At 71.0% G+C, this 22,145-nt stretch carries 19 protein-coding genes; 8 read left to right on the forward strand and 11 right to left on the reverse strand.

Features of this window, described 5'->3' with window-relative positions; all coding sequences use genetic code 11:
- Positions 1–182: 182 nt before the first annotated feature.
- The 6 genes from WMF39_RS08020 to WMF39_RS08045 form a co-directional block, all read right to left on the reverse strand.
- Positions 183–2,000, reverse strand: coding sequence for a serine hydrolase domain-containing protein (locus WMF39_RS08020; RefSeq protein WP_437744961.1), 1,818 nt, complete (start codon positions 1,998–2,000; stop codon positions 183–185).
- A 405-nt stretch (positions 2,001–2,405) separates the two neighbouring features.
- The gene (locus WMF39_RS08025) at positions 2,406–2,780 is read right to left on the reverse strand and encodes a hypothetical protein (protein ID WP_437744962.1); all 375 of its coding nucleotides are present in this window, start codon (positions 2,778–2,780) and stop codon (positions 2,406–2,408) included.
- Positions 2,781–2,832: 52 nt separating this feature from the next.
- Positions 2,833–3,402: a hypothetical protein gene (locus WMF39_RS08030; protein WP_437744963.1), complete on the reverse strand. Its 570-nt coding sequence runs from the start codon at positions 3,400–3,402 to the stop codon at positions 2,833–2,835.
- A complete protein-coding gene (locus WMF39_RS08035; RefSeq protein ID WP_437550767.1) occupies positions 3,374–4,177 on the reverse strand; it encodes a ParA family protein in 804 nt (267 codons plus the stop codon). The genes WMF39_RS08030 and WMF39_RS08035 overlap by 29 nt, the downstream gene beginning before the upstream one ends.
- Entirely contained in the window at positions 4,174–5,049 is an 876-nt protein-coding gene (locus WMF39_RS08040) for a DUF4388 domain-containing protein (RefSeq protein ID WP_437744964.1), read from the reverse strand. Before WMF39_RS08040 ends, WMF39_RS08035 begins: the two co-directional genes overlap by 4 nt.
- Entirely contained in the window at positions 5,049–5,771 is a 723-nt protein-coding gene (locus WMF39_RS08045) for a TRP-like protein (protein WP_437744965.1), read from the reverse strand. Before WMF39_RS08045 ends, WMF39_RS08040 begins: the two co-directional genes overlap by 1 nt.
- Before the next feature lie 831 nt (positions 5,772–6,602).
- Here WMF39_RS08045 and WMF39_RS08050 point away from each other — a divergent pair.
- From WMF39_RS08050 to WMF39_RS08085, 8 genes are all read left to right on the forward strand, one after another.
- Positions 6,603–7,292 (forward strand): hypothetical protein, encoded by a 690-nt coding sequence (locus WMF39_RS08050; RefSeq protein ID WP_437744966.1) that lies wholly within the window; start codon positions 6,603–6,605, stop codon positions 7,290–7,292.
- Positions 7,293–7,543: 251 nt separating this feature from the next.
- Positions 7,544–9,034 (forward strand): MDR family MFS transporter, encoded by a 1,491-nt coding sequence (locus WMF39_RS08055; protein ID WP_437744967.1) that lies wholly within the window; start codon positions 7,544–7,546, stop codon positions 9,032–9,034.
- A gap of 69 nt (positions 9,035–9,103) precedes the next feature.
- On the forward strand, positions 9,104–10,027 hold the full coding sequence (locus WMF39_RS08060) for a TolB family protein (protein WP_437744968.1): 924 nt from the start codon (positions 9,104–9,106) through the stop codon (positions 10,025–10,027).
- A gap of 252 nt (positions 10,028–10,279) precedes the next feature.
- Positions 10,280–11,518: an arabinan endo-1,5-alpha-L-arabinosidase gene (locus WMF39_RS08065; RefSeq protein ID WP_437744969.1), complete on the forward strand. Its 1,239-nt coding sequence runs from the start codon at positions 10,280–10,282 to the stop codon at positions 11,516–11,518.
- A gap of 87 nt (positions 11,519–11,605) precedes the next feature.
- Positions 11,606–12,232, forward strand: coding sequence for an RNA polymerase sigma factor (locus WMF39_RS08070; RefSeq protein ID WP_437550779.1), 627 nt, complete (start codon positions 11,606–11,608; stop codon positions 12,230–12,232).
- On the forward strand, positions 12,229–13,299 hold the full coding sequence (locus WMF39_RS08075; RefSeq protein WP_437744970.1) for a tetratricopeptide repeat protein: 1,071 nt from the start codon (positions 12,229–12,231) through the stop codon (positions 13,297–13,299). The genes WMF39_RS08070 and WMF39_RS08075 overlap by 4 nt, the downstream gene beginning before the upstream one ends.
- Positions 13,296–14,468, forward strand: a complete 1,173-nt coding sequence (locus tag WMF39_RS08080; protein WP_437744971.1) for a hypothetical protein — start codon at positions 13,296–13,298, stop codon at positions 14,466–14,468. Before WMF39_RS08075 ends, WMF39_RS08080 begins: the two co-directional genes overlap by 4 nt.
- Before the next feature lie 257 nt (positions 14,469–14,725).
- The gene (locus tag WMF39_RS08085; RefSeq protein ID WP_437744972.1) at positions 14,726–15,730 is read left to right on the forward strand and encodes a rhamnogalacturonan acetylesterase; all 1,005 of its coding nucleotides are present in this window, start codon (positions 14,726–14,728) and stop codon (positions 15,728–15,730) included.
- 190 nt (positions 15,731–15,920) lie between these two features.
- Here WMF39_RS08085 and WMF39_RS08090 read toward each other — a convergent pair whose 3' ends face one another.
- From WMF39_RS08090 to WMF39_RS08110, 5 genes are all read right to left on the reverse strand, one after another.
- On the reverse strand, positions 15,921–18,386 hold the full coding sequence (locus WMF39_RS08090) for a cellulose binding domain-containing protein (RefSeq protein WP_437744973.1): 2,466 nt from the start codon (positions 18,384–18,386) through the stop codon (positions 15,921–15,923).
- 591 nt (positions 18,387–18,977) lie between these two features.
- Complete coding sequence (locus WMF39_RS08095) at positions 18,978–19,346, reverse strand: molecular chaperone DnaJ (protein WP_437744974.1); 369 nt, start codon at positions 19,344–19,346, stop codon at positions 18,978–18,980.
- Between the two features lie 224 nt (positions 19,347–19,570).
- The gene (locus WMF39_RS08100; protein WP_437744975.1) at positions 19,571–19,795 is read right to left on the reverse strand and encodes a DUF2188 domain-containing protein; all 225 of its coding nucleotides are present in this window, start codon (positions 19,793–19,795) and stop codon (positions 19,571–19,573) included.
- A 70-nt stretch (positions 19,796–19,865) separates the two neighbouring features.
- Entirely contained in the window at positions 19,866–20,456 is a 591-nt protein-coding gene (locus WMF39_RS08105) for a GTP-binding protein (protein WP_437744976.1), read from the reverse strand.
- 377 nt (positions 20,457–20,833) lie between these two features.
- Positions 20,834–22,081: a hypothetical protein gene (locus tag WMF39_RS08110; RefSeq protein ID WP_437744977.1), complete on the reverse strand. Its 1,248-nt coding sequence runs from the start codon at positions 22,079–22,081 to the stop codon at positions 20,834–20,836.
- Positions 22,082–22,145 lie beyond the last annotated feature (64 nt).

Below are 22,145 nucleotides of genomic sequence, written 5' to 3' on the forward strand. Positions count from 1 at the left end.
AGCTCGGGCGGACGCGCGCGGCATGTCGGACGGAACGACGCGCGCGATCCGATGCGCACGCCGGCGCCCTTCGAGGCAAGGTCGTGCTGGTCAGGTGGCTCATGTCGCCGAGCTGCCCGTTCTCGAGCGCGCCGCTCCGAGGCCCGCCGCGCTGGAGGAGCGGCGACAGGCCCCGTGGCCGGTCAGCTCTTGCAGCAGAGCGTGCCGGCCGTGGTGTTGCCCGCGCAGCCGCCGAAGTAGCGGTTCTGGGTGCTGTCGCCGTGGCCGCAGTTGACCCAGTTGCATTGGTTCCCCTCGGGATCGACGCCGTCGGGGGAGCACACGCGCATGGGGGTGCTGGCGCCGCAGCTCATGCCGGCCGGCGCCGCGGAGCAGCTCCCCGAGCCCACGCCGGTGTACTTGAGGTTGTCGTCGGTCCAGTAGTGGTGCTTCGGCGCCTCGGCGTTCGTGGAGCCATAGCTGTTCTTCTCGACGAACTCCGCGGCGCTGCACACGTGATAGCCGGTCTTGCAAAGGTCCGCGCGGTCGGGGTAGGTCACGCTGCCGGCGCAGCCGAACATCTCGTCGTCCCAGAAGCGCTGCACCCCCGCGACGAGGTCCGGGTCGTCCTTGCACCCGCCCGTGGTCCGCGCGTAGGCGGGCTGGCTCGCCATCCAGGTGACGACGTTCTCGTTCGCCGCCCCCGCGTCCGGGCCGCCGTTCGCGAACGAGAGATAGGCGATGTCGAGCTCGGGGTAGACGCAGATCTTGGACCGCATGCCCGTGATCGAGCCTGAGTGGCACAGGCCGGTATACTGGATGCCGCCGCTGGTCCAGCGGGGGCCGGAGCTCCATCCGTAGTTGTAGCTCGAGAAGTCCAGCGCGTGGACGTTGGTGAAGGCAGGCGAGGTGTCGCGCATGTGGGCGATGGCGTAGCGGGCCCAGTCGAGGATGTTGAAGGCGAACCCGCCCGAGCCGGGCGCGACGGCCCAGGGGTCCACGTCCGGATCGAGCACCGAGTGGGGCGTCCCCGCCTCGTTGTGGCCCCAGACGAACTTCCCGGCGGCCAGATAGGGGTGCGTGGGGTTGAAGAAATACGGATTCCAGTAGGCCCTCTGCGTGGCGGTGCCGTTGATCGAGCCGCTCTGCGCGAGGAAGAACGCCTGGGAGGTCTGGTAGGTGGTCCCGAAGCCGTGCGCGTCGATGAGCTTCTCTCTGGCGTAGTCGATGAACGCCATGCCGGCCCACTGGTCGATGACCGCCTGCGCGATGGTGAAGTTCGCGTTTTCGTAGCGGTACACCCCGATGGTGTCGCTGCAGTCCGCGAGGAGCCCCGTGGCGTTCCCGCCGACGGGGATGGAAGGCCCCCGCACGTACTCCTTCAGCACCTGCTGGTGCGTCTTGCTCTTCCAGCCGGCGCTGTAATCGGGGTGGCTGTACAGCTGGTTGTCGACCGTGGCGTCGCCCACCTCGTAGCTGCAGGCGATGCCCGAGCGGTGCGCGACGAGCTGCCGCAGCGTCACGTTCTTGCGCGCGGCGGGCTTGATGTACTCCTTGCCCGGCTCGGTGGCCCAGGGGAGCGCCTCGGCGAGCGTGGTGTCCCAGTCGAGGGCGGGGCTCTCTTCGATCAGGATCGAGAGCAGCGTGGCGGTCATGCTCTTCGTGTTGGAGCCGATGTTGAAGATCATGTCTTCGGTCATCGGGGTCTGCTCCGGGAGCTTCGCGAAGCCGGCTGCCCCGAGCGCGACGATGTGCTTGCCCTTGACGACCGCGGCGATCATGCCCGGCGTGAGCGCGCCCGGGGCCGGGTAGCCCGTGTAGTCATCGAGCTTCCAGGCGAGGTCGTCATGCGCCGTGTTCACGAGGGGCGGCGGGGTCGCGGCGATGAAATCGAGGCGGTCCGAGGACGCCTGGACGCGCTCCTCGGAGGCCGTTTGCTCGATCTCCGGCTGGGGGGTTGCGCACCCCACGAGCGAAGGGGCGACGCCAAAGCACGCTGCGATCCATCGATTGAGCTTCATGGGTTCTTCCTTCGTTCTGGGCAGGGCGGAGGATGCGCCTCAATGGCGCTCCTGCCGAAGCGAGCGCGACAGCGCGGCCGCTCGGGGCGTTGCAACCGAGAGGCCACTCCGCTCAAGGCCGGGATCGCGCGGCTCCGAGGGGCGCTGTCACGCGGCCATGACGGCCGGCTGTCACGCTGTCATGACACCGCAACGCCGCCGCACCACCGCGTGGGGGTCTCTGGCGGCGAGCGGCGCGCGCGGCGCAGCGCGGCATCACGCTTGCCGCGTCGGCTCATCCACACCACGTCCACGGCGCGCGATGCAGCTCGCTGTGGCGTGAAGGAGGTCCCTTTGAATAAGTCGTTGATATAGCGTCGCTCTTCCGGGCAGCGGCGCCGAGGCGGGCGAGGGGTGCCGAGCAGCTCAGTGCCCGCTCGCGTGCGCAATGGTCTCGATCATGCGCGGGATGGCCACGGAGATGAGGATCCCCAGGTTCGCCCGCTTGTTGTCCACCAGCATGCCCTGGAGCAGCTTCCCGTGGTTGACCACCACCACGGTGTGGTTGCCCGCCATGTCGAGCAGGTAATACCGCCCTAGCGGAGGGAAGTTCGAGTCGCGCAGCGAGCTGTCCAGCTCCTCGGTGATGCGCGTGAAGAGGGCCACCGCCACCGGTTGCTGGTTGAAGCCGGCGAGCGACAGGCCCGCCGAACGTTCCCAGATGTCGGTGGCCAGCAGCCCGTCGCGGAGGATGTTGCGGAGATCATGGACTGCGGCGTCGAGGACTTTGGTATCGATCATCGTGCTTCCGTCGCTCCTGGGCGCGCGCGCCCGCATTGAAAACCCGGATGTACTACAGCCCGCGCAAGGTCGTCTCGAGCGCCTCCTTCAGCTGCTCGAACGACCGCGTGGAGAGAGCCTCGTTGCCCACGGTGCCGAGGCAGAAGCCGCCGCGCGCCGTGCGCGCCTCGACCCAGGACATCATCTGCGCGCCCAGCCAGAGCGCGCCCGCCGTGGCGTCGACGCCGGGGATGGAGCGGACGCCGACCAGCGCCGAGAGCAGCGGGCCCACGAGGGACACGTGCGCCTCGGAGATGCCGTGCGCCGCCAGTGTGAGGCCGTTGTCGTCGGCCACGAAGGCGCCCACGCACGGGTGGTGATCGAGCGTCCAGGCGACGAGCACGTCGAGCCGATCGGCCGGGTTGTCGGAGGTCTGAACGAGGCGCGGCACCTCCTTCACCTCCTTCACCTCCTTGGGCGCGGCCTTCGCCGGCACAGGCGCGGCCTTCCCCGGCGCGCCGGCGCGCGCTGCCCCCATGGCGGTCACGAGCGTCGCGGGCTCCCGCGACCGCGTCGCGGTCACCCGCGCGAGGAGCGAGGTCACCCGCTGCGCGTCAGTCCACGAGACGGATCGGACCGTCATCCTCGCCTCCTGCATTGGAGCCCAGGCGCTCCTCGATCTCGGCCACCAGCTTGTCGAACACCGCGGAGACCGCCGGAGGGCGGCGGCTGAGCAGACCGAGCGGCACGCCCGCGCGGCTCGCCTGGAGGAACGTGCTGTCGCGCGGGACCGCGGTGTCGAAGACCTGATCGCGGTAGAGGGACCACAGCTCCTCCAGCGAGGCCAGCAGCACCGGATCGCGGAACGAGCTCATGGTGCCGACCACGCCGAGCAGGGAGCAGGCGGAGCCGATGTCGCGGAGCCGCGCCAGGAGCTCGAGCAGCCGGGGCATGGCCCGCAGCGCGAGCGGCTCGCACTGCGCGACGGCGATGACGCTGTCCACCTCTTCCAGCGCGATGCGCGACATCCCGCCGAGCCCGGCCGGCGTGTCGAAGAGGACGAGGTCGAAGTCGCGCTGGCTGTGCTCCAGGATGCGCCCCACGATGTTGGCCTCGCGCGCGTTGATGGCGAAGCGATCCTCATCGAGCGCGTCGACGGGGCCCATGGGCAAGAGGCAGAGCTCCGGGAGCCGGGTCTTCACCAGACCCTCGAGCGGGGGGCCGCCTCGCGCGAGGTTCGCGGCCAGGCCGGGCCGGTCGCTGACGCCGTCGAGCGACATGCCGATGGCGCCCTGCAGATCCGTGTCGACGAGCAGGGTCCGCGCGCCTCGGCGCGCGAAGGCGAAGGCGCAGTTGAGCGCCACGGTGGTCTTTCCGACTCCGCCCTTGAGGCTGGCGAATGCGATGGATCGGGTCATTTGGGGTATCCGAGCTTGCGTAGCTGTTCCAGGTTAGCGCGCACGAGGCTGGATGCGGGGTCGAGCGTCGAGAGGTCGATGAGGACGCAGGCCGCCTCGCTGTAGCTGCGTTCCATCAAGAGGCGCCGCGCGTCGGAATTGAGCTGCTTGATGCGGGCCGCGCGCTGCTCCGGCGAGATGAGCGCGATCTCGATCCGCCTCGACGAGATCGGCGGCGGCGCCTCCACGCTGCCTTCGTCGATCCGGCGCAGCGAGTCGAGCACCAGCTCCGCCAGATCCTTGAAGATGGTGCGCTCCTTCGTCGAGCCGACGGCCGGGGTGACGCGCACACGCATCTCAGGGCGGATGAGCCGCGCGAACGCCTCCTCACCCACGCCGAGACCGTCGAACGCCGTCCACACCTGGCCGCGCCGCACCTCGATCAGACCCACGTCGGCGCTCGCGTTGCTGACCACGAGGACGTGCGACTCGCCGGACATGCAGATCATCTGCAAGAAGTCGACGGGCACGAAGTTCATCCCGATCGGCGCCGACTGCGCGCCCGCGGCGTGCGCCATGAGGATGAGCGTCTCCTCGGCGATGGGCCACGTCACCCGCGTGGTGCTCGCCGCTCCCGGGACCTCCACGCCATCGTTGACGGCGAGCACCAGCCGCGCCGTGCGGCGGAGGAGCTGCGCGACGGCGTCCTCCGGCCCACCCGGGAGCGACGGCGCATAGATGATGAGCTCCGCGCTCTGCACGCCATCGAGGGCTTGATCGAGCTCCTCCCAGGTCGCGGCGCCGAGGGCGCTCACCGGCGCCTGCCCGGCGATGACGCGGATGCACCGCATGCGCTCGCGCAGATCGGGAACGGCGACCACGACGATGGCCATCAGCCTCCCGTGTCGCGCCGCACTCGGCGCAGCATGACCGACGACGCCGTATCACCCGGGCGCATGCGCGCGCACGCCTCGAACGCCTCGATCGCAGCGTCGTAGCGGCGCTGCACGAACGCGGCGGTGCCGCGGGCGAACGCCTCGCGGTAGAGCCGATCCTCCTCGGTCTCGTACACCCGTGGCGTGAACGGCGCGCTCGCGGGGGGAGCTGGCGCGCTCGCGGGGGGAGCTGGCGCGCTCGCGGGGGGAGCTCCCGGCGGTCGCCGATCCAGACCGCGCTCCGGCATGGTCGGCGGCCCCGGATCGGCGCCGGCCTCGGACGGCAGCGTGTCCAGCTGCGGCCTGAAGGAGACCGACGGCCGGTCGCTGAACGGCGACGCCACCTCCCTCCCCGTGTAGAGGCCGACCAGCACCTGCAGCGTGCGGAGCCGCCCGAGCGGGCACATTTGAATGATGTCGTCGAACGTCGAGGCGCCGTCGATGTACCGCGCCACCAGGAGCGCGTCGGGCGAGCGACCCGCCGACACCGGGATGGGTCCCGCCACCTGATCGAGGCCGCCGAGCCGCTTGGCGTAGGCGCCGGCGAGGAACTCTTTGATCCGCTCGATGCTCGCCTGCAGCTCGCGATCGCCGGGCGACTCCGAGCGCGCCCGGTACAGCACCGCCAGCGCCTCCTCGTAGCGCTTCTCACGGACCAGCCGCACGATCTCCGCCCGCATGGGTCCGCTCTTCGGGAGCGCGCGGCTCTCGGGTTCCACCATCAGAGCTGAGTCGTGTTGGTCTTTCACGGACAACTGGCAAGTTACATGCCTCGACCGCCGGCATTCAAGCTGTTTGGCTGCACCTTCGCGGCGGCCGTCCTCGGTCGGCGCCGTCGATACCGGCGCGCCATCGTGACCGGCTCGCCATCGTTCAGGTACGCGCGTGTGGGACCAGCCAGCACCCCACCAGAACACTGGGAGCCGCGACATGCGCCCCATGGGAAGGCGGGGGAGACATGGGACGAGGCAATGACCACGGCCCGCTTCCACATTCGGTCCATTGAGTCGCCACGTGCTCTCGGGCGTCCCGCAGGATCAATCGTCAGCCAATCGCGAACGTCGCAAGCCGTATCGCACCTCAGCGCCGGTTCGCCCACCGGCCGCTGTTTCAAATTTGAATGGTGATCCCAAGATTGTGGGTGCAACTTACGTTGGGCTTGCGCTACAGTGGATGCACCGGCTGGACGCACCCCGCAGCGTTGCAGAAACGTCTGAGGTGGTTGGTGGAAAATTCCAGTAATCGAGCAGCAATCGAGCTCGGAATGCAGCGCGAGGGGAGAGCGCAGGATTTCAACCGAGGTGAGGTCCAGCAGCAGCGTCCATGCTCGGTGCGCCGTGATCTTGCCTTGAGGCCTCTCGAGGCGCTCACGGCGCTTGGTTCGCGCAAACAGAGGGATTGTTCAACCAACTGACACCCCACAGCCGAAAAGGAGATCGCTCATGCGGCAGGTCTTGCGGCACATTTTCGAGAAGAAGCAGGCATACGCTCGTCTACCCCTGTTCGAGCACATGCGTAACGAACTGCTCGATCCGAGCGAGCGGCTCGCGTTCTATCCATGCATGGCGTACTTCATCCTGAGCTTCGGTGATCTGAACAAATTCGTATTACGGGAGGAGCACGCCGCGGACAAATACCAAGAGATGGTCAACGCCCACACACGCGAGGACGACCATCACTGGCCGTGGTACCTGGAGGATCTGTCCAAGCTCGGCTACGACGTCGAGGGCCGGAGCACGGACCTGCTGCACTTCCTCTGGGGTGAGGAGACGATACAGAATCGGATCCTCACCGCGCGGCTCACCGCGCTCATCAAGGGCACGACGGGCCTCGAGCGGCTCGTCATCATCGAGGCGATCGAAGAGACCGGCAACGTGCTCTTCGGGGCGATGCTTCCCCTGGCGGAGGCCCTGGAGAAGCGCCTCGACACGCAGCTGCGCTACTGCGGCTCGTTCCATTTCGAGCGCGAGTCGGGCCACGCGGTGAACGCCGACCACGCCGAGCTCGCGCGCATCCCGCTCGACGCCGAGACGCGCGCGCGGTACATCGCGCTCGCGGACGAGGTGTTCACGATATTCGAGCCGTGGACACACGAGCTCTTGCGCTATGCCCTCGCGCACCCCGTGAGCGCCCCCGTGGCCGACCCCGAGACGGACGGCGTGAGCCAGGTGATGACCCGGTCGTCGGTGCTCGCCGCGTGAAGCAGCGCGGTTAAGCCTCGCCCGTCGCACCGCCCCCTCTACGGGACCCACCCCGGGCGCTCGTCATGCGACGAGCTCTCTGCACAAGACGTTGACGCTCATCTTGCCCCGACAGCGGTCGCCGACCGCGCGAGCGGCGGGGGGCCTCACGGCGCGCTCGCCGCGCCTTCCGCGCCTTCCGCCCCGACGCGCGGCGCGGCGCGGCGTCCCGCTTGCCGCGCCGGCTCATCCACACCACATCCACCACCTGCATGGCTCCAGAACGCAAGACGCACCGCGCCCTCACCGTCGCCGGGCTGATCCTGGCCCTCGCCATGGCCGCCCTCGAATCGACCGTCGTCGCCACCGCCATGCCCACCGTGATCGGCGATCTCGGCGGGATTCACCAGTACGCCTGGGTCACCACCGCCTACTTGCTCACCTCGTCGGTGCTGGTGCCCATCTGCGGCAAGCTGTCGGACATCTACGGCCGCAAGCCGATCATGCTCTTCGGCATCGCCGTCTTCCTGCTCGGCTCGATCGCGAGCGGCGCGGCGCAAACGATGCCGCAGCTCATCGCCTTCCGCGCCCTCCAGGGGGCCGGCGCCGGGGCGATGCAGCCGATGGCGATGACCATCTCGGGTGACATCTTCGATCTCAAGGAGCGCGCGCGGATCCAGGGCGTCTTCGGGGCCGCCTGGGGGCTGTTCGGCATCATCGGCCCGATGGTGGGCGGGCTCATCGTGCACTACTTCTCCTGGCGCTGGGTCTTCTACATCAACATCCCGTTCGGCGTTGCGTCCGTCGCGCTCGTGGCGACCTCGTTCCACGAGCGCATCGACAGGCGGCCTCACGAGCTCGATTTCCTCGGCGCGGCGCTCCTGTCCGCCGGCGTTGTCGCGCTGCTGCTCGCCACGGGGAGGCTGGGCGGGGAGACGACGCTGCTCGCGGCGGTCGCGTCGGCGGCGCTGTTCGCCGCGTTCTTCGCGGTCGAGCGCCGGGCCCCCGAGCCGATGATCCCGCTGCCGCTCTTCCGGCGCCCGGTGATGCTCATCTCCAACGTGGCCGGCGCGATCCTCGGCGGCGCGATGATGGGCACGATCACGTTCGTGCCGCTCTTCGTGCAGGGCGTGCTCCGCGGCACCCCCACCGACGCCGGCAGCGCCATCGCGCCGATGCTCATCGGCTGGCCGGTCGCGAGCGCGATCGGCGGGCGGCTCATCCCCCGGGTCGGGTTCCGCCCGCTCATCTGGATCGGCCTCGGCGTCACGGCGACGGCGGGGCTCGCGCTCGCGCTCGGCGGGGCGCACGACACGCCGCTGATGCTCCGCGCGACGACGCTGGTCTTCGGCGTGGGCATGGGGCTGTCGAACGTCGCGCTGCTCATCGCGGTGCAGAGCAGCGTCGCGTGGGATCAGCGGGGGATCGCCACCGCGAGCACGATGTTCTCCCGGCTGCTCGGCGGCGTCGTGGCGGTGGGCGTCATGGGCGGCGTCCTGACGGCCCAGCTCGCGAAGGACCCGTCGATCCCCGCGGACGCCGCGAGCCGGCTCCTGACGGCGGAGGGGGCGCGCGGCCTCGATCCGTCGATCCTCCAGCACCTCGGGGAGGCGCTCACGTCCGGCCTCACCACCGTGTTCTGGATCATCGCGGCCATGGGGGTCACCGGCTTCATCGCGGCGCTGTGGTTCCCCCGCGTGCCGCTCCAGGCCGCCGGGGGAGACGCGGCCGTCGCGCCGCCGAGCGAGGCCGGCGTCGGGTGAGGCGACCCGCCCGCGTCGCCAGGGACGGGGCTCGATCCAGCGCACATGGGCGCGTATGAACGGGGGTGGATGAGGTGGCGGTCCCGGGGGATCACGGTGGCGTGCGGGCTCGGGCTCGCGCTCGGCGGGGCGGGGTGCGAGGACCAGCGCTTCGTGATCGGCGTGTTCGCGCCGGGGCAGGGCGGGGGAGGGGGGGCGGCGGGCGCGCCGGAGCGGCCGACGTTCGATGCGCCGGCGGCGGTGACGGAGCTGAACAGCGACGCCAGGGAAGAGGACCCGACGCTGACAGGCGATCTCCTCGAGATCTACTTCATGTCCGATCGCAGCGGCAGCCGCGATATCTGGGCGTCGCGGCGGGCGGCGCCAGGCTCGCCCTGGGAGGCGCCGCGCGCCGTGGAGGCGCTCAACAGCGCCGATAGCGTCGAGGACACCCCCTGCGTCTCCGAGGACGGGCTCCGGATCTGGTTCTTCAGCGAGCGCGCTCCGAAGGGCATCTGGCGCGCCGAGCGCGCCGGCCGAGACGACCCGTGGGGCGCGCCGGCCCGCGTGGACGCGCTCGTCGCCGGCGACGGCGAGGTGATGTCCCCCCACGTCGATCCCTCCGAGCTCCGCGTCGTGGTCGGCGTCGAGCCCCCGGGCGCCGAGACGTACATCGCGATCGCGTCGCGCGAACGCCCGGAGGACCCCTGGGGCGCGCTCGCCCCGCTCGCCGGGCTGGACGGCGCGGGCGACGAGCACGCTCCGTTCCTGTTCGACGAGGGCCGCCAGATCCTGCTCCGATCGAGCCGTGAGGGCGGAGGAGACCTGTTCTGGGCGCGACGGCCGTCGACCGAGGCGGCCTTCGAAGAGGCGGAGTCGCTCGGTGAGCCGCTGAACCTTCCCGCAGAGCGCGACACCGATCCTCACCTCTCGCCCGACGGGGCCGCCCTGTTCTTCGCGTCGACGCGGAGCGGGGTGGCCGACATCTACGAAGCTCGGCGCGTCGCACGATGAGTCGTGGCATCGCCGTCTTGGTGTAAAATTTCTGCAAAGACGGTTTTTGACGCTCCACGAGAAGCTCGAGCAACCCATGATGGATCGTGGGCGCTCCGGCCCACGTGGGAGAGCGGGACGACTCGTCCCGGAGGACATCGAGCCGACCTCATGGCCAGCACCTCGACGGATGATCCGCCCATGGATCCTCAGGAGTTCACGATGCGTCTCACGCTTTGCCGATCACGGCGACGACGGGTGTCCTCGCCCACGTTGAGCCTCCTGATCGGCGTCGTCGCAACGCTCGCGGGCTGCAGCACGGAGCCCTCGGCGCAGGGCTCCGGGTCAGGCGGCCAGGACAGCGGCGCCACCGGCGCCGGCGGCACGACCACCGCTTCCTCCACCACGGCGAGCAGCGGCGCGGGAGGCCATCCGAGCGCGACGTCCGGGGTGGGTGGCGCCGGGGGCGCCGGCGGCAGCGGCGGCGCGGGCGGGAGCGGCGGCGTCGGCGGCAGCGGCGGCGCGGGCGGCAGCGGCGGCGCGGGCGGCAGCGGCGGCGCGGGAGGGGCCGCGGACAGGTGCGCCGATGCCCTCTATGACCCGGCGAGCCCGCCAGAGGCGCTGCCCCTGTCCGGGAACCTGGGGACCCACGACCCGGCCATCATCCAGGCCGGCGACCGCTACTACCTGTTCCAGACGGGGGACAGGCTCCCGATGAAGAGCTCGTCGAACCTCACCGCGTGGCAGGCCGCCGGTCGGGTGTTCGACGCGAAGCCCGCTTGGCTGGAACAGAAGGTCCCGGGCGTGAGCGACCTGTGGGCGCCCGATATCTCGCGCTTCGGCGACACCTACCATCTCTACTACTCCGCCTCCACGTTCGGCAGCAACCGGTCGTGCATCGGGCACGCGACGAAGGCATCGCTCGACTCGGCAGGTCCCTGGACGGACCGCGGCGCCGCCATCTGCTCCAACGACGGCGCGGCGCGGGACGACTGGAACGCGATCGATCCCAACGTCGCGATAGATGAGGAGGGGACGCCGTGGCTCGTGTTCGGGAGCTTCTGGGGCGGTATCAAGATGGTGAAGCTCGCCCCGTCGGGGGAGCGGGCCGACGAGGAGCTCCACGCCCTCGCCGCCCGCCCCGACGCCCGCGGGGCGCTCGAGGCGCCCTTCATCGTCCGGCGCTGCGGCTTCTATTACCTGTTCGTCTCGTTCGACGCCTGCTGCCGTGGGACGGACAGCACGTACAAGATCGCCGTCGGTCGTTCGAAGAGCATCACAGGCCCGTACGTCGACAAGGAGGGGACACCGATGATGTCCGGCGGCGGCAGCATCGTCGTGGAAGGAGGCTCCCGCTGGCGAGGGCCCGGGCACAACGCCGTGCTGTTCTCCGGCGATCGCGCTTACAACGTCTATCACGCCTACGACGCGCAGTCGAACGGCGCCCCCACGCTGCGGATCTCCGATCTGGCGTGGGACACCGACGGCTTTCCGCGCTCCGGAGGGCCCTAGTCGCGCCACCGCCGCCGGGCTCCGCGCTGCGCGCCCTGCTGATCGGGACTCATGGACTCCACCGTCGTCGCCAGAATGCGAAAGCCCGTGACTGACCTCCACGCGCCGCCGGAGGGGGCGCCTCCGCGGGCGGACGAGCTGCTCGGGCTCGCGCGCGCCGCCGCGGGGCGCGATCCGGCGGCCATCCGCACGCTCATCACCGAGCTCGGCGGCGCCATGTTGCGGAGCGTGCGGAAGGTGCTCGGCCCGCATCACCCCGACGTCGAGGACGTGACCCAGGAGGCCGTGCTCGCGCTGCTCCAGGCGCTGCCGTCCTTTCGCGCGGAGTGCACCGTGCTCCACTTCGCCAACCGGATCGCCGTGATGACCGCGCTCGGCGCGCGCCGGCGCCTCAGCGTGCGCGCGCGCTTCGACGAGCCGGGCGCGCCGATCGACGTGGCCCCGGACGAGAGCGGCGCGTCGCCGTTCGCCGAGGCGGTCTCGAGCCGGCGGCGTAAGATGGTGCTCGAGGTGCTCGACAGGATGCCCGAGGCGACCGCGGAGGCGCTGGCCCTCCATTTCGTGCTTGGCTACACGGTCGACGAGATCGCGGCGCTCGCCCGCGTCTCTCCGAACACGGTCTGGAGTCGGCTCCGGCTCGGCAAGGAGGCGCTGCGGCGCGCGCTCGCCAACAACGCGAAGCTGGCCGAGCTCTTCCGGGGCAGGGAGACATGACCGCCGACTGCCGGAGCGAGCTCCTCACGCGGGTGCGCCGCGGCGTCGCGACCGAGCCGGACCGGCTCGCCCTCGACGCCCACCTCGGCACCTGCGCGTCGTGCCGGATGAGCTGGGTGCTCGCGCTGGACTTCGACGCCGCGGGCGCGGCGGAGCCCGGGGACGCAGAGCTCCTCGCGCGCATCGCGAACGCCGCGATCGGCGGGGCCGTGATCGACCTGCCGTGCGAGGGAGCGCCGGCGCGGCGGCGGCGCGAAGGAGCGCCCGTGCGGCTCGCGAGCGCGCCCGTGCGGCCCGACAACGACGTCCGGCGCGGAGACGGCGGCGCTCGGCCGGGGACCCTCCTCGCGGGGCGGCGCTGGGCCGGATGGACGCGGAGCGCCTGGCTCTGCGCCGCGGCGGCCGTCCTCGTCGCCGGAGTGTCGCTCGCGACCTCGGCGCTCGTCCAGCCGCGCCCGGCGGCGGAGATGGGGCGGAGCGCCCGCCTGCTCGAGCCCTCGCTGCGCGCGGCGGTGTCCCGTGCGCGCGCCGCCGAGATTTTCGGGGCCGATCCGTCCGAGGGCGAGGCCGCGCCGGCGCCCACCGGAGCGGCGCCGCCGGAGCGCGCGCCGGCCGCCGCTCCGAAGCCGCGCGAGGCCGAGCGCGGGCCGAGCGCGGCGGCGTCCTCGCCGAGCGCATCGCCGACCGCCTCGACGGCGGAGCAGCTGTTCCGGGAGGCCAACGACGCGCGGCGCGCCGGCCGCTCCCGGCGCGCCATCGAGCTCTACCGCGCGCTCCAGAAGGGGTTCGCGTCGTCGCCCGAGGCCACGCTCTCCCTCGTGTCGCTGGGCGGCCTGCTCCTCCAGGACGGCTCGCCTGCCGCGGCGCTGGCGCAGTTCGACCGGTACCTCGGCGTCGCCGGGTCGCGCCCGCTCGCGGTCGAGGCGCTCTATGGCCGCGGGCGCGCCCTGCGGGCGCTCGGGCGCGCCGGCGACGAGGCGCAGACCTGGCGGCGCCTGCTCCGGGAGCACCCGGGCTCGCCCTACGTCGAGCACGCCCGCCGCCGCCTCGCCGAGCTCGGAGGGTGATCACGGAGCGAGCGCCGATCTGGCTCGGGGTCGCCGCGGCGATCGCGCTCTCCGCGGCGCGCGCCACGGCCATCGAGGAGGGGCCTTCGGCGGCGTCCGCGTCGCCCGGCGCGCCGGTGGTGGAGATCGTGCTGACGGGCCCCGCGCCGAACCTCGGCGCGATCCGGGCGGCGCTCGAATCTCAGGCGCTCTCCGCGTTCACGCTCCGGTTCCGGGTCGCGCCGACGTTCGACGCGGCGGCGCTCTTCGAGGCGCGAGCCTCCTCCGGGGTGGCCCTCTCCTGCTGGATCGACGTGAGCGATCCGCGCCGCGCCGCGCTCTACTTCACCGATCCCGTGGCCGATCGCTTCCTGGTGCGCTCGATCGAGCTCTCGGGCGGCTTCGACGAGCTCGATCGCGAGTCCGTGGCCCAGGTCGTGGAGCTCTCGCTGCGGTCGCTGCGCGGGGGCGCGCGCGCGTCGCTCGATCGGGATCAGGCGCGCGCGCTCGTCCTCCGCCAGGCGGCGCCGGCGGGCCAGGCGGCGCCGGCGGGCCAGGCAGCGCCACCGCCACCGGGCGGCGCGCCGGGCCAGGCGGCGCCGCCGGGCGGCGCGCCGGGCCAGGTTGCGCCGGCGCTGCGCGGCGCGCTGGAGCTCGGGGCGTTCTACGGCGTCACGGTGCACTCGACGGAGCTCGGCTGGACGCACGGCCCCGGCGTTCGCGTCGCGCTCGGCGGGAGCTCGGGGCGGCAGCGGCTCGCCCTCGACGCGCGCATCCAGTACCAGTTCGAGCGCCGCTACGAGGAGCCGCGCATCGGCCTCGATCTCCGCACGATAGCGCTCCGCGCGGGCGCCTCCTGGCTCTACGCCCTCACGCCCGGCGCGGCGCCGCTGGAGCTCGGCGCGCGGCTCGGCGCGGGCCTCGATCATGTCGAGGCGGCGCCGCGGCCAGGCAGCGCTGGCGCGCCGTCGTTCGTCGCCGCCGGGGCGAGCGCTTCGAACGCGCTCGTGCTCGTGGCCGGCGCCGTCGCCAAGCTGCCGCTGAGCCGCGATGTCCGGCTGTTCACGGAGCTCTTCGTCGAGCTCGATCCCGCGCGCGTCCGCTACGATCTCGCGCTCGAGCAAGGGACCGAGACCGTCCTTGCGCGGTACCGTTTCCGGCCTGGCGTGCTGCTCGGCGTCGAGCTCTGACGGCGTCGCGTCGGCCTGGCGTCGAGCCGTGGGATGGTCGTTGTTATGAAAATTTGCGCTTTGACGCGACGGCCAGGCGCCCGCGAGAAAATCGAACGACGCGTGATTGATCGCAGCCGCCTCGGCGCACGTGGGGAGGACAGAGCGGTGCTTTGTGGACGCTTCGCGCTCTCATCACCCACGTTGACCACGTACGTCCTTCCGGGCACGCACCCGACGCGTGCTCGTCGTGCACTGTCTTCCTGCAGGAGCTCGTCATGCGAATTCGGCCCATCTTCATGACCGTCGTGCTTCATTCTTTCGTCGCCGGCATCGGCTTCGCGTCGGGGGGTTGCAGCTCGGGAGACCCCGACGATCACCCCGCCACGCAGACCACAGGCAGCGGCGGTGGCGGCACCAGCGCCAGCGCCAGCGCCAGCGCAAGCACAAGCGCCAGCAGCGGTGCGGGCGGTGCGAGCAGCGCTTCCGGCCCCAGCGCCGCGGGTGTGGGCGGCGCGGGAGAGGGCGGCGGCGGTGCGGCCGGGGGGGCCACGAGCGCTTCAGGCGGCTCGGAAGGCGGCGGCGGGAGCGCCGAGCTGCCGGACGTCACGGTGTACATCGCCGGTGACTCGACCGTTCAGACCTACGTGAACAGCGCCCTTCACCAGGCGGGCTGGGGCCAGATGCTGGGGGAGTTCTTCGATGAGCGGGTGCGCGTCGAGAACCGGGCCATCGGCGGCCGGACCGCGCGCCGGTACATCGACGAGGGCCGCCTCGACGACGTCCTCGAGGACATCCAGAGCGGAGACTACTTCCTTGTGCAGTTCGGCACGAACGACAGCAACAAGACCGCGACGTACGAGCACGACGGCGAGACCATTCCCTATTACCTGGACCCCGCGACGGACTTCAAATCGTACCTCGAGCAGTACATCACGGGCGCGCAGGGGCGCGCCGCGACGCCGGTGCTTGTCACCCCGCCCCCGCGGCGATCGTGCTCCGGGGACAGCCACGAATTCGGCAACGGCCTGAGCGCCCATGCGAAGGCGATGCGGGAGCTCGGAGACGAGCTGGACGTGGCCGTCATCGATCTCAACGCGAAGACGCTCGCCCACCTGAACTCGATCGGGTGTGTGGCGGCGGGCGAGGACTTCTTCCTCGTCCGGGCGGACGGCACGGTCGACGGAACCCATTTCAACGAGACCGGCGCCCGGGTCATGGCGGGCCTGGTGGCCGACGGCACCGAGGACGCCGGCCTGACGCTCGCGCAGTACCGGAAGTGACGGGACCGACGCGCCTGTCGAGCTCGCGGCATTGACCTGAAGCATCCTCTCTAATTTCGGAAAAATTCACAGGGAGGCGGGGAGATTGGGAGTGAAATCCCATGAACCTCCCCGTCTCCCCGCCTCCCTGTTCAATCTTTTCTTTTGATAAAATGCCAACAGAATGAGGGAATTGGTCAGGGCGTCGACGTCACTTCACGTGGATGTCCGGCTTCGGGGGCGCCGCCATTCCGCCGCCGATGTGGAAGCTCGGGTGGGGCGGCTGGTTGTAGGCGGTCTGCTCCGAGCTGACCTGCATGCGGTACTGGGGGTCGTGCATCAGCGTGTAGAGCCGGCGCGTCGTCACGTTCGTCGTCGTGTACAGCCGCAGCGCCGAATTGTCGGACTCGCGCCACACGATCTCCTCGCGCCAGTCGCCGAGCAGGTCGGCCGTGAGCGCCGGCGTCGACTTCGTGCCGTTGTTCGAGGCGCACTGGCTGCAGCTGAGGAGCGAGCCGCCGCCGTACTTGGTGATCGACGTGTTGTTCTGCAGCTCGCGCAGCTCGTCCGCGTCCCACCAGATCAGGAAGTTGGCCGACGCGGGCTGGCTCCCGACGTTCGACCCGCTGGTCGCGGACAGGAGCCCTCCCGTGGAGTTGGTCCACATCTCCGCGCCGGCGTTGCTCGCGAGCACGTCGCCCGCCACGCCGCGCCCGGTGTCGGCCCCCGTGACGGGGCCCTGCTTGAGGATCGCGCAGGAGTTCGCGTCGTGAATGTCGTAGGTCGGCTTGGTGCCGTCCTCGTGCGGCACGAACACCTCGAGCCCCGGGCGTGAGAGGACGAAGTCGCTGACGTGCAGCGCGTCGCCGTGCCCGAGCGCCGTCGAGCACTTCCGGGTGCCGTTGCTGTCGATCGTCGAGGCCCCGTAGATGACCTCCTGCGCCCCGTCGGCGTCGACGTCGGCCACGACCATCGAGTGGGCGCCCTGGCCCGTGTAGGCGGTGTTCGCGTTGCTGTCGGCCTTCCAGATCTGGGTGAGCTTGCCGCCGCGGAAGCTCCACGCGGTCACGGTGGCTCGCGTGTAGTAGCCGCGGGCCATCAGGATCGCCGGCTTGCCGCTCGCGTCCTGGCCTGTCCCGAGATCGCTCACGAACGCCGCGCTCGCGAGGAACCGATCGACCCGGTTGCCGTACGAGTCCCCCCACGAGGAGACCGTCCCCCGGGCCACGTCGAAGGCGACGGTCGCGAGCTCCGCGCCGCTCGCGCCGCTGAACACCGTCAGGTACTCGGGGCCGGTGAGCACGTAGCCCGCGGCGTTCCGGTAGTCCGCCGCGTCGTCGTCGGAGGCCGCGGGACCTCGGCTGAGGTAGGCGCCCGCGCCGTCGCGCGTGCCGGGAGCGGTCTTCACCGCGATCTCCGCGTTGCCGTCGCCGTCGAAGTCGTACACGACGAACTGCGTGTAGTGCGCGCCCGCCCGGATGTTCCTCCCGAGGTCGATGCGGAAGAGGCGCTTCCCGTCGAGCTTGTAGGCGTCGAGGTAAACAGGCCCCGTGCACCCAGCCTGGGAGTTGTCCTTGGCGTTCGAGGGATCCCACTTGAGGATGATCTCGTACTGCCCGTCGCCGTCGACGTCTCCGACGCTCACGTCGTTCGCGGAGTACGAGTAGCTCTCGCCGGCGTTATCGCACTTCGATGGAGTCGTTCCGCCCGCGGGGGCCGTGAGGGGGATGCGGAGGTAGTTCTGGCCCCAGGTCGCGGCGGCGGGGGAGGCGGCCTGAGCGACGCCGCCGACGACTGCCCGGACCGTATAAGTCGACGAGCTGGTGCCGGCGGTATCGAGGGTGTTGGTGCTGTTCGTGACGTTCGCGATGCGCGTGCCGTTGCGGTACACATCGTACGAGATCGCGCTCGGGTTCGCTGCGTCGTACTCGTAACCGAACATCCGCCATCCGACGTAGACGCCGTTCGAGACCTTGACGGCGACCACGCCGCGATCGAGGTCCTCCATCTGGTAATGCCCGGTCGGGGCGGCGCCGCCCGCGCCGCCGGAGCCGCCCGCGCCGCCGCTGCCGCCGGAGCCGCCGCTGCCGCCGGAGCCGCCCGCGCCGCCGGACCCGCCCGCGCCGCCGCTGCCGGTGCTGGCGCTGGTGCTGCTGGAACTGCTGCTACTGGCGCTGCTGCTGCTGCTGGCGCTGGTGCTGCTGGCGCTGCTACTGCTGCTGGCGCTGGCGCTGCTGCTGCCGGACCCACCCGCCGTCACGCTGGTGAGCGCTGGGCGCTGCGAGGGGCCGCTCGCGTTGGCGCAGAACCCGAAGCTCGTCGATGCCCCCACCGCCAGGGTCGCGTTGTGCGCTGCGGGCGTGGCGACCAGCTGCGACCCGCTCACGCTCGTGGTGGTGTTCCACGCGTTCGTGAGCGTGGAGCCGTTCAGGTTCGTGGTGATCCGCCAGCTCGTCGTCGTCGTGGTTCCCGTGTTCCGGATGGCGACGTCGGCGCAGTACCCGGTCCCCCAGTCCGACGCGACCGTCAGCGTGGCTGTCAGCCCGTCGCCCGTCAGCGGTTGATCCCAGGCTTCCTGTTGCTCGAGCCCCCCTTCGGGCCCGTAGGCGTCCTCCACGACGCACGCTCCGAGGAGCACGAGGGCAGCGGCGGTCGCTGCCGACAAGCAAGTTCGCATGGAAAGTTCCTTTCAGAGCACGCGGAGCGCGAGGCGATACGCGAAAGGTCCTCGGCTTCCAGCGCCGGTGGCCCTGGGGCCGGCGGCGCTCGGAGACCGATGATCAATGAATGACCTCCATGGTTGCTCGAGCAGCTCGGACCCAATCACGAAAGCCACTCGTCCTCCGCGTTTTTCGGCAGATGGGAGTTTTTGCGGCGTACGAGAATGCGTGATCGTCCCGCGAAGCCTGATGATGGCGGGCGCCCACCGAGGTTCCCTTGCCCGCGATTTCTCGACATCTTCTCGACATCATCCCGTGCCGATCTCGTGCAGACGAGTGACCGTGCTCGTCCACGACGATCGCCGCCGCCACCGCAGCAGCGCCGGAGCCGCCGATTCTCGTCGGACACCGGGAAAGGGCGGCGCGTGTGAGCCCGCGGCGGCGTGCTAGCTCGACACTGTTCACAAATAATCCACACGCTGTGGACAAATGTTCAGGCGTCTGTAAGGCCGGGCGCTGCCGGTGGGCCTGGCTGCTGGCGCGCCTGCTCGACGCCTGACGTCAGCGGAAGCCGGACCTGCCGCCGCGCCCGCGAGCCGCGCCAGGGATCAGGGCGCCGCCGGGCGGATCTGCTTGCGGATCTTCTTGATGAAGGTCTGCGTGCATTTGCCGTGGCTGCCCTCGTGCTCGATGATCTCTCGCGTCAGCTTCGCCTTCGTCTCGTTCGAGACCGTCGCGCTGGCCCGCACCTCGTTCGCCAGCTGGCCCCCTTCGAAGGTCCCGGGCCACGTCTGCTTCTCGACGACGGCCGCCACGTTCGTCGGCCGGTGGTGCGAGGCCTTCGTCTTGGTGACGTCCCGGAAGCCCCCGTCGTCGGACCGCCGCCCGGAGCCGTGGCAGCTCGGGCACGTGGTCGTGTTTCCAAACGAGTTGGCGATCCGACCGTCGCCTCCGCAAATCCCGCACGTCTCTGCCATCTGTCGGGTGTACTGTACTTCCTGTGCGCGAGCAGGCGTTCTCTCGCGTCCCGGCGATAAATGTCGCGTCAGGCGCGGCGCGGAGGCCCAGCGCGGGGCCAGGCGTCCGCTGATCGAGCTGGGTGAGAGCGGACGAGCTCCGCTGCCGTGGCTCGAGCCCCGTGGCGGCGAGCAGCTCGACGGCCCGGCTCATCGCCTCGATGAGGCGACCCATCTGGCCGCGGTCACGCCGCGAGCCGATGCTCTATCTCGATCGGCGTGAGCTGCGGCGGCTGCTCGTCGACGACGAGCGTGCTCCCCGGGTGCTGGCGGACGAGGTCCTCCGTGGACTCGATCGCTTCCTGCACGGTGCCATACGGGAGCGAGCGGGTGACGTATCCCTCGGCCGCGACCACCCAGCCCCAGCCGTCGGGGTCCGGCATGACGTGGTAGGCGAATCTCTGTGTCATGGCGTGTCCTCCCTCCGGCAGGGTGAGCCCGGCGCGCGCGAGCCGCAACCGATCGGCGCTCGCGAAGGCCCTACCGCTGGCGGCGCTGCACCTCCTTGAGCGCGAGCTTCGAGATCGCCCTCAGGGTGTCGAACACGCCGCGCCCGCTCGCCGCCGCGGCCTCGAACTCGGGCGCTCCGCCCGGGTTGAGGAGCTCCCGGAGCTCGTCGATATCGGCGATCCCGTCGAGATCCCGCTTGTTGTACTGGACGACGAACGGCAGCCGCCCGGGCGAGCGGCCCTCCTCGGCCAGGTTGTCCCACAGATCGGCCATCGACTCGACGTTCGCGTCGAGCCGGGCGCGCTGAGAGTCCGCCACGAACACGACGCCATCCAGCCCCTTCAGGATGAGCTTCCGGCTCGCCCTGTAGAAGATCTGGCCCGGCACCGTGTAGAGCTGAAGGCGCGTCCGGAAGCCCGACAGGCCCCCGAGATCGAGCGGAAGGAAGTCGAAGAACAGCGTGCGATCGCTCTCGGTCTTGAGCGAGATGAGCCGCCCCTTGGCGCTCGGCACCGTCCGATCGTACACGTAGTGAAGGTTCGTCGTCTTGCCGCAGAGGCCGGGCCCGTAATAGACGATCTTGCAGTAGATCTCCCGGCTCGCATAGTTGATGAACGCCATCGGCGTGCTCCTCCAGAGTCGACGTTCGAGGGGGAGGCAAGGCCGGTCCCCGCATTGAAATTGAAAGCGACCGGAGGCCACCGCATTGGAAGCGATGGTTGCGGTCGTCCAGCGCAATGAAAACGAAGGCGGCCACCGGTGCCCGCGCTGGAAGCGGCGTCCGTGGTCGATCCCGCGCTGGGAGGCGAGGCGCTGGCCGCCCCCCACGCGTCCCGGCGTCCTGCGCCGCGCCGGGGGCGCCCGCGCGCCGCGAGGCGCGCCCCCAGCACGTCGCGCGGCGCGTCGCGCTGCCTGCTCCCCGGCGCTACGTCACGCGCGGCCGGCGGCGAGCGGACGCGCCGCTGCTGCCGCCGCGAGCGGCGCCGCGCCGGCGGCGATCACGAAGACGCGTCGGCGATCGCGTGGAGGGCCGCCACGAAGCCCTCCAGGGAGGCGTCGCGCGCGTCGCTGTGCTTCACCAGCCGCTCGTTCACGGCGATGAGCTCCACCACGTCGGGGCTCGCGCCCGGGATCCGCCGGAGCTCGTGCACAGCGCGGCTCACCCGCGACGGCGGGTCGAGGCACGCGAGCGCCGACAGCGCCGCCGTCGCGCCGGCCTCGCGGCCCGCCGCGAGGGCCTCCCGCGCCATCCCGAGCAGCACCAGCGCGAAGGCGACCTGGATCGCCTCCAGGAAGCCGCGGGAGACCTCCTTGCCGCCCTGGCTGGCCTCGCTCCACGCGAGCGTCACGAGCTCGCCTATCTCCGAGAAGGCGCGCGCCGACATCAGCGTGGAGAGCGTCTCCAGGCCGTGTTTGTCCCACGCCGCCCGCGTCGTCAGCTGGCGCGCGAGCCAGGAGAGCACGGCATACGCGTCGTCCCCCGCCCGGATCGCGCCGAGCGCGATGTCCATCAGCGTGGCCCGCGCCACGCCGTGCGCCTCGAGCCAGCCGAGCAGGTTCGCCCGCTCCGCGCCCCGCGGCGTCCGGCGCGCCTTCTCGAGGATCGCGTCCCGGAGCGCCGGGGGAAAATGGAGGATATCGACGCTCCAGTCCTCGTCCGAGCCGCGCGCGCGCTCCATCGCCAGCGCGGCCAGCGCGTCGTCGTCGAGCGAAATCGCCCCGGCCCGCCTCGCCGCGAGGATCTTCGGGACCGGCAGATCGCGCAGCGCGGGGCGCTCCCCGTTCAGGCCGTCGAGCTCGTCCCCGTCGAGCAGCGGCGGCAGCCCCTTGTGGACCTTGGGCGCGAGGATGAACCCCGAGGGCCACTGGACAGGCTCGCGCCGGCAACGCTCGAGCACGCGCTCGTAGATCCCCGCCGGGACCTTGCCGCGCACGAGATCCGACAGCTCGATCCACTCCTCCTCGTCGAGCACGAGGCGCGGCACGCCCAGCACCTCGTGCTGGAAGTGCGCGGGATCCTGGATCGCGAGCCGCGCGAGCTGCCGGATCACCGGCCCGCTGAAGCCGCTCTCGCAGCGCGCCCTCCAGCGCAGGAGATCGGATGTCCCGAGCTCGTCGATGTGCTCGGACAGGAAGGCATGATCGTCTGGCTCCAGCGACGGCTGACGGAGCACATGAAAGAACGCGACGGGACGGGCACGGCCCCGGTGCGCGCGCACCAGGGCCTCAATCTCCGCCTTTCGCATGGCGCGACCTCATCACCCGAGACCCCATGTGGGATCAGGGACACTCTCAGGTCCATCGTCGCCA

It is taken from the genome of Sorangium sp. So ce1504, assembly GCF_051521635.1.
Taxonomy (GTDB): Bacteria; Myxococcota_A; Polyangia; order Polyangiales; family Polyangiaceae; genus Sorangium; species Sorangium cellulosum_B.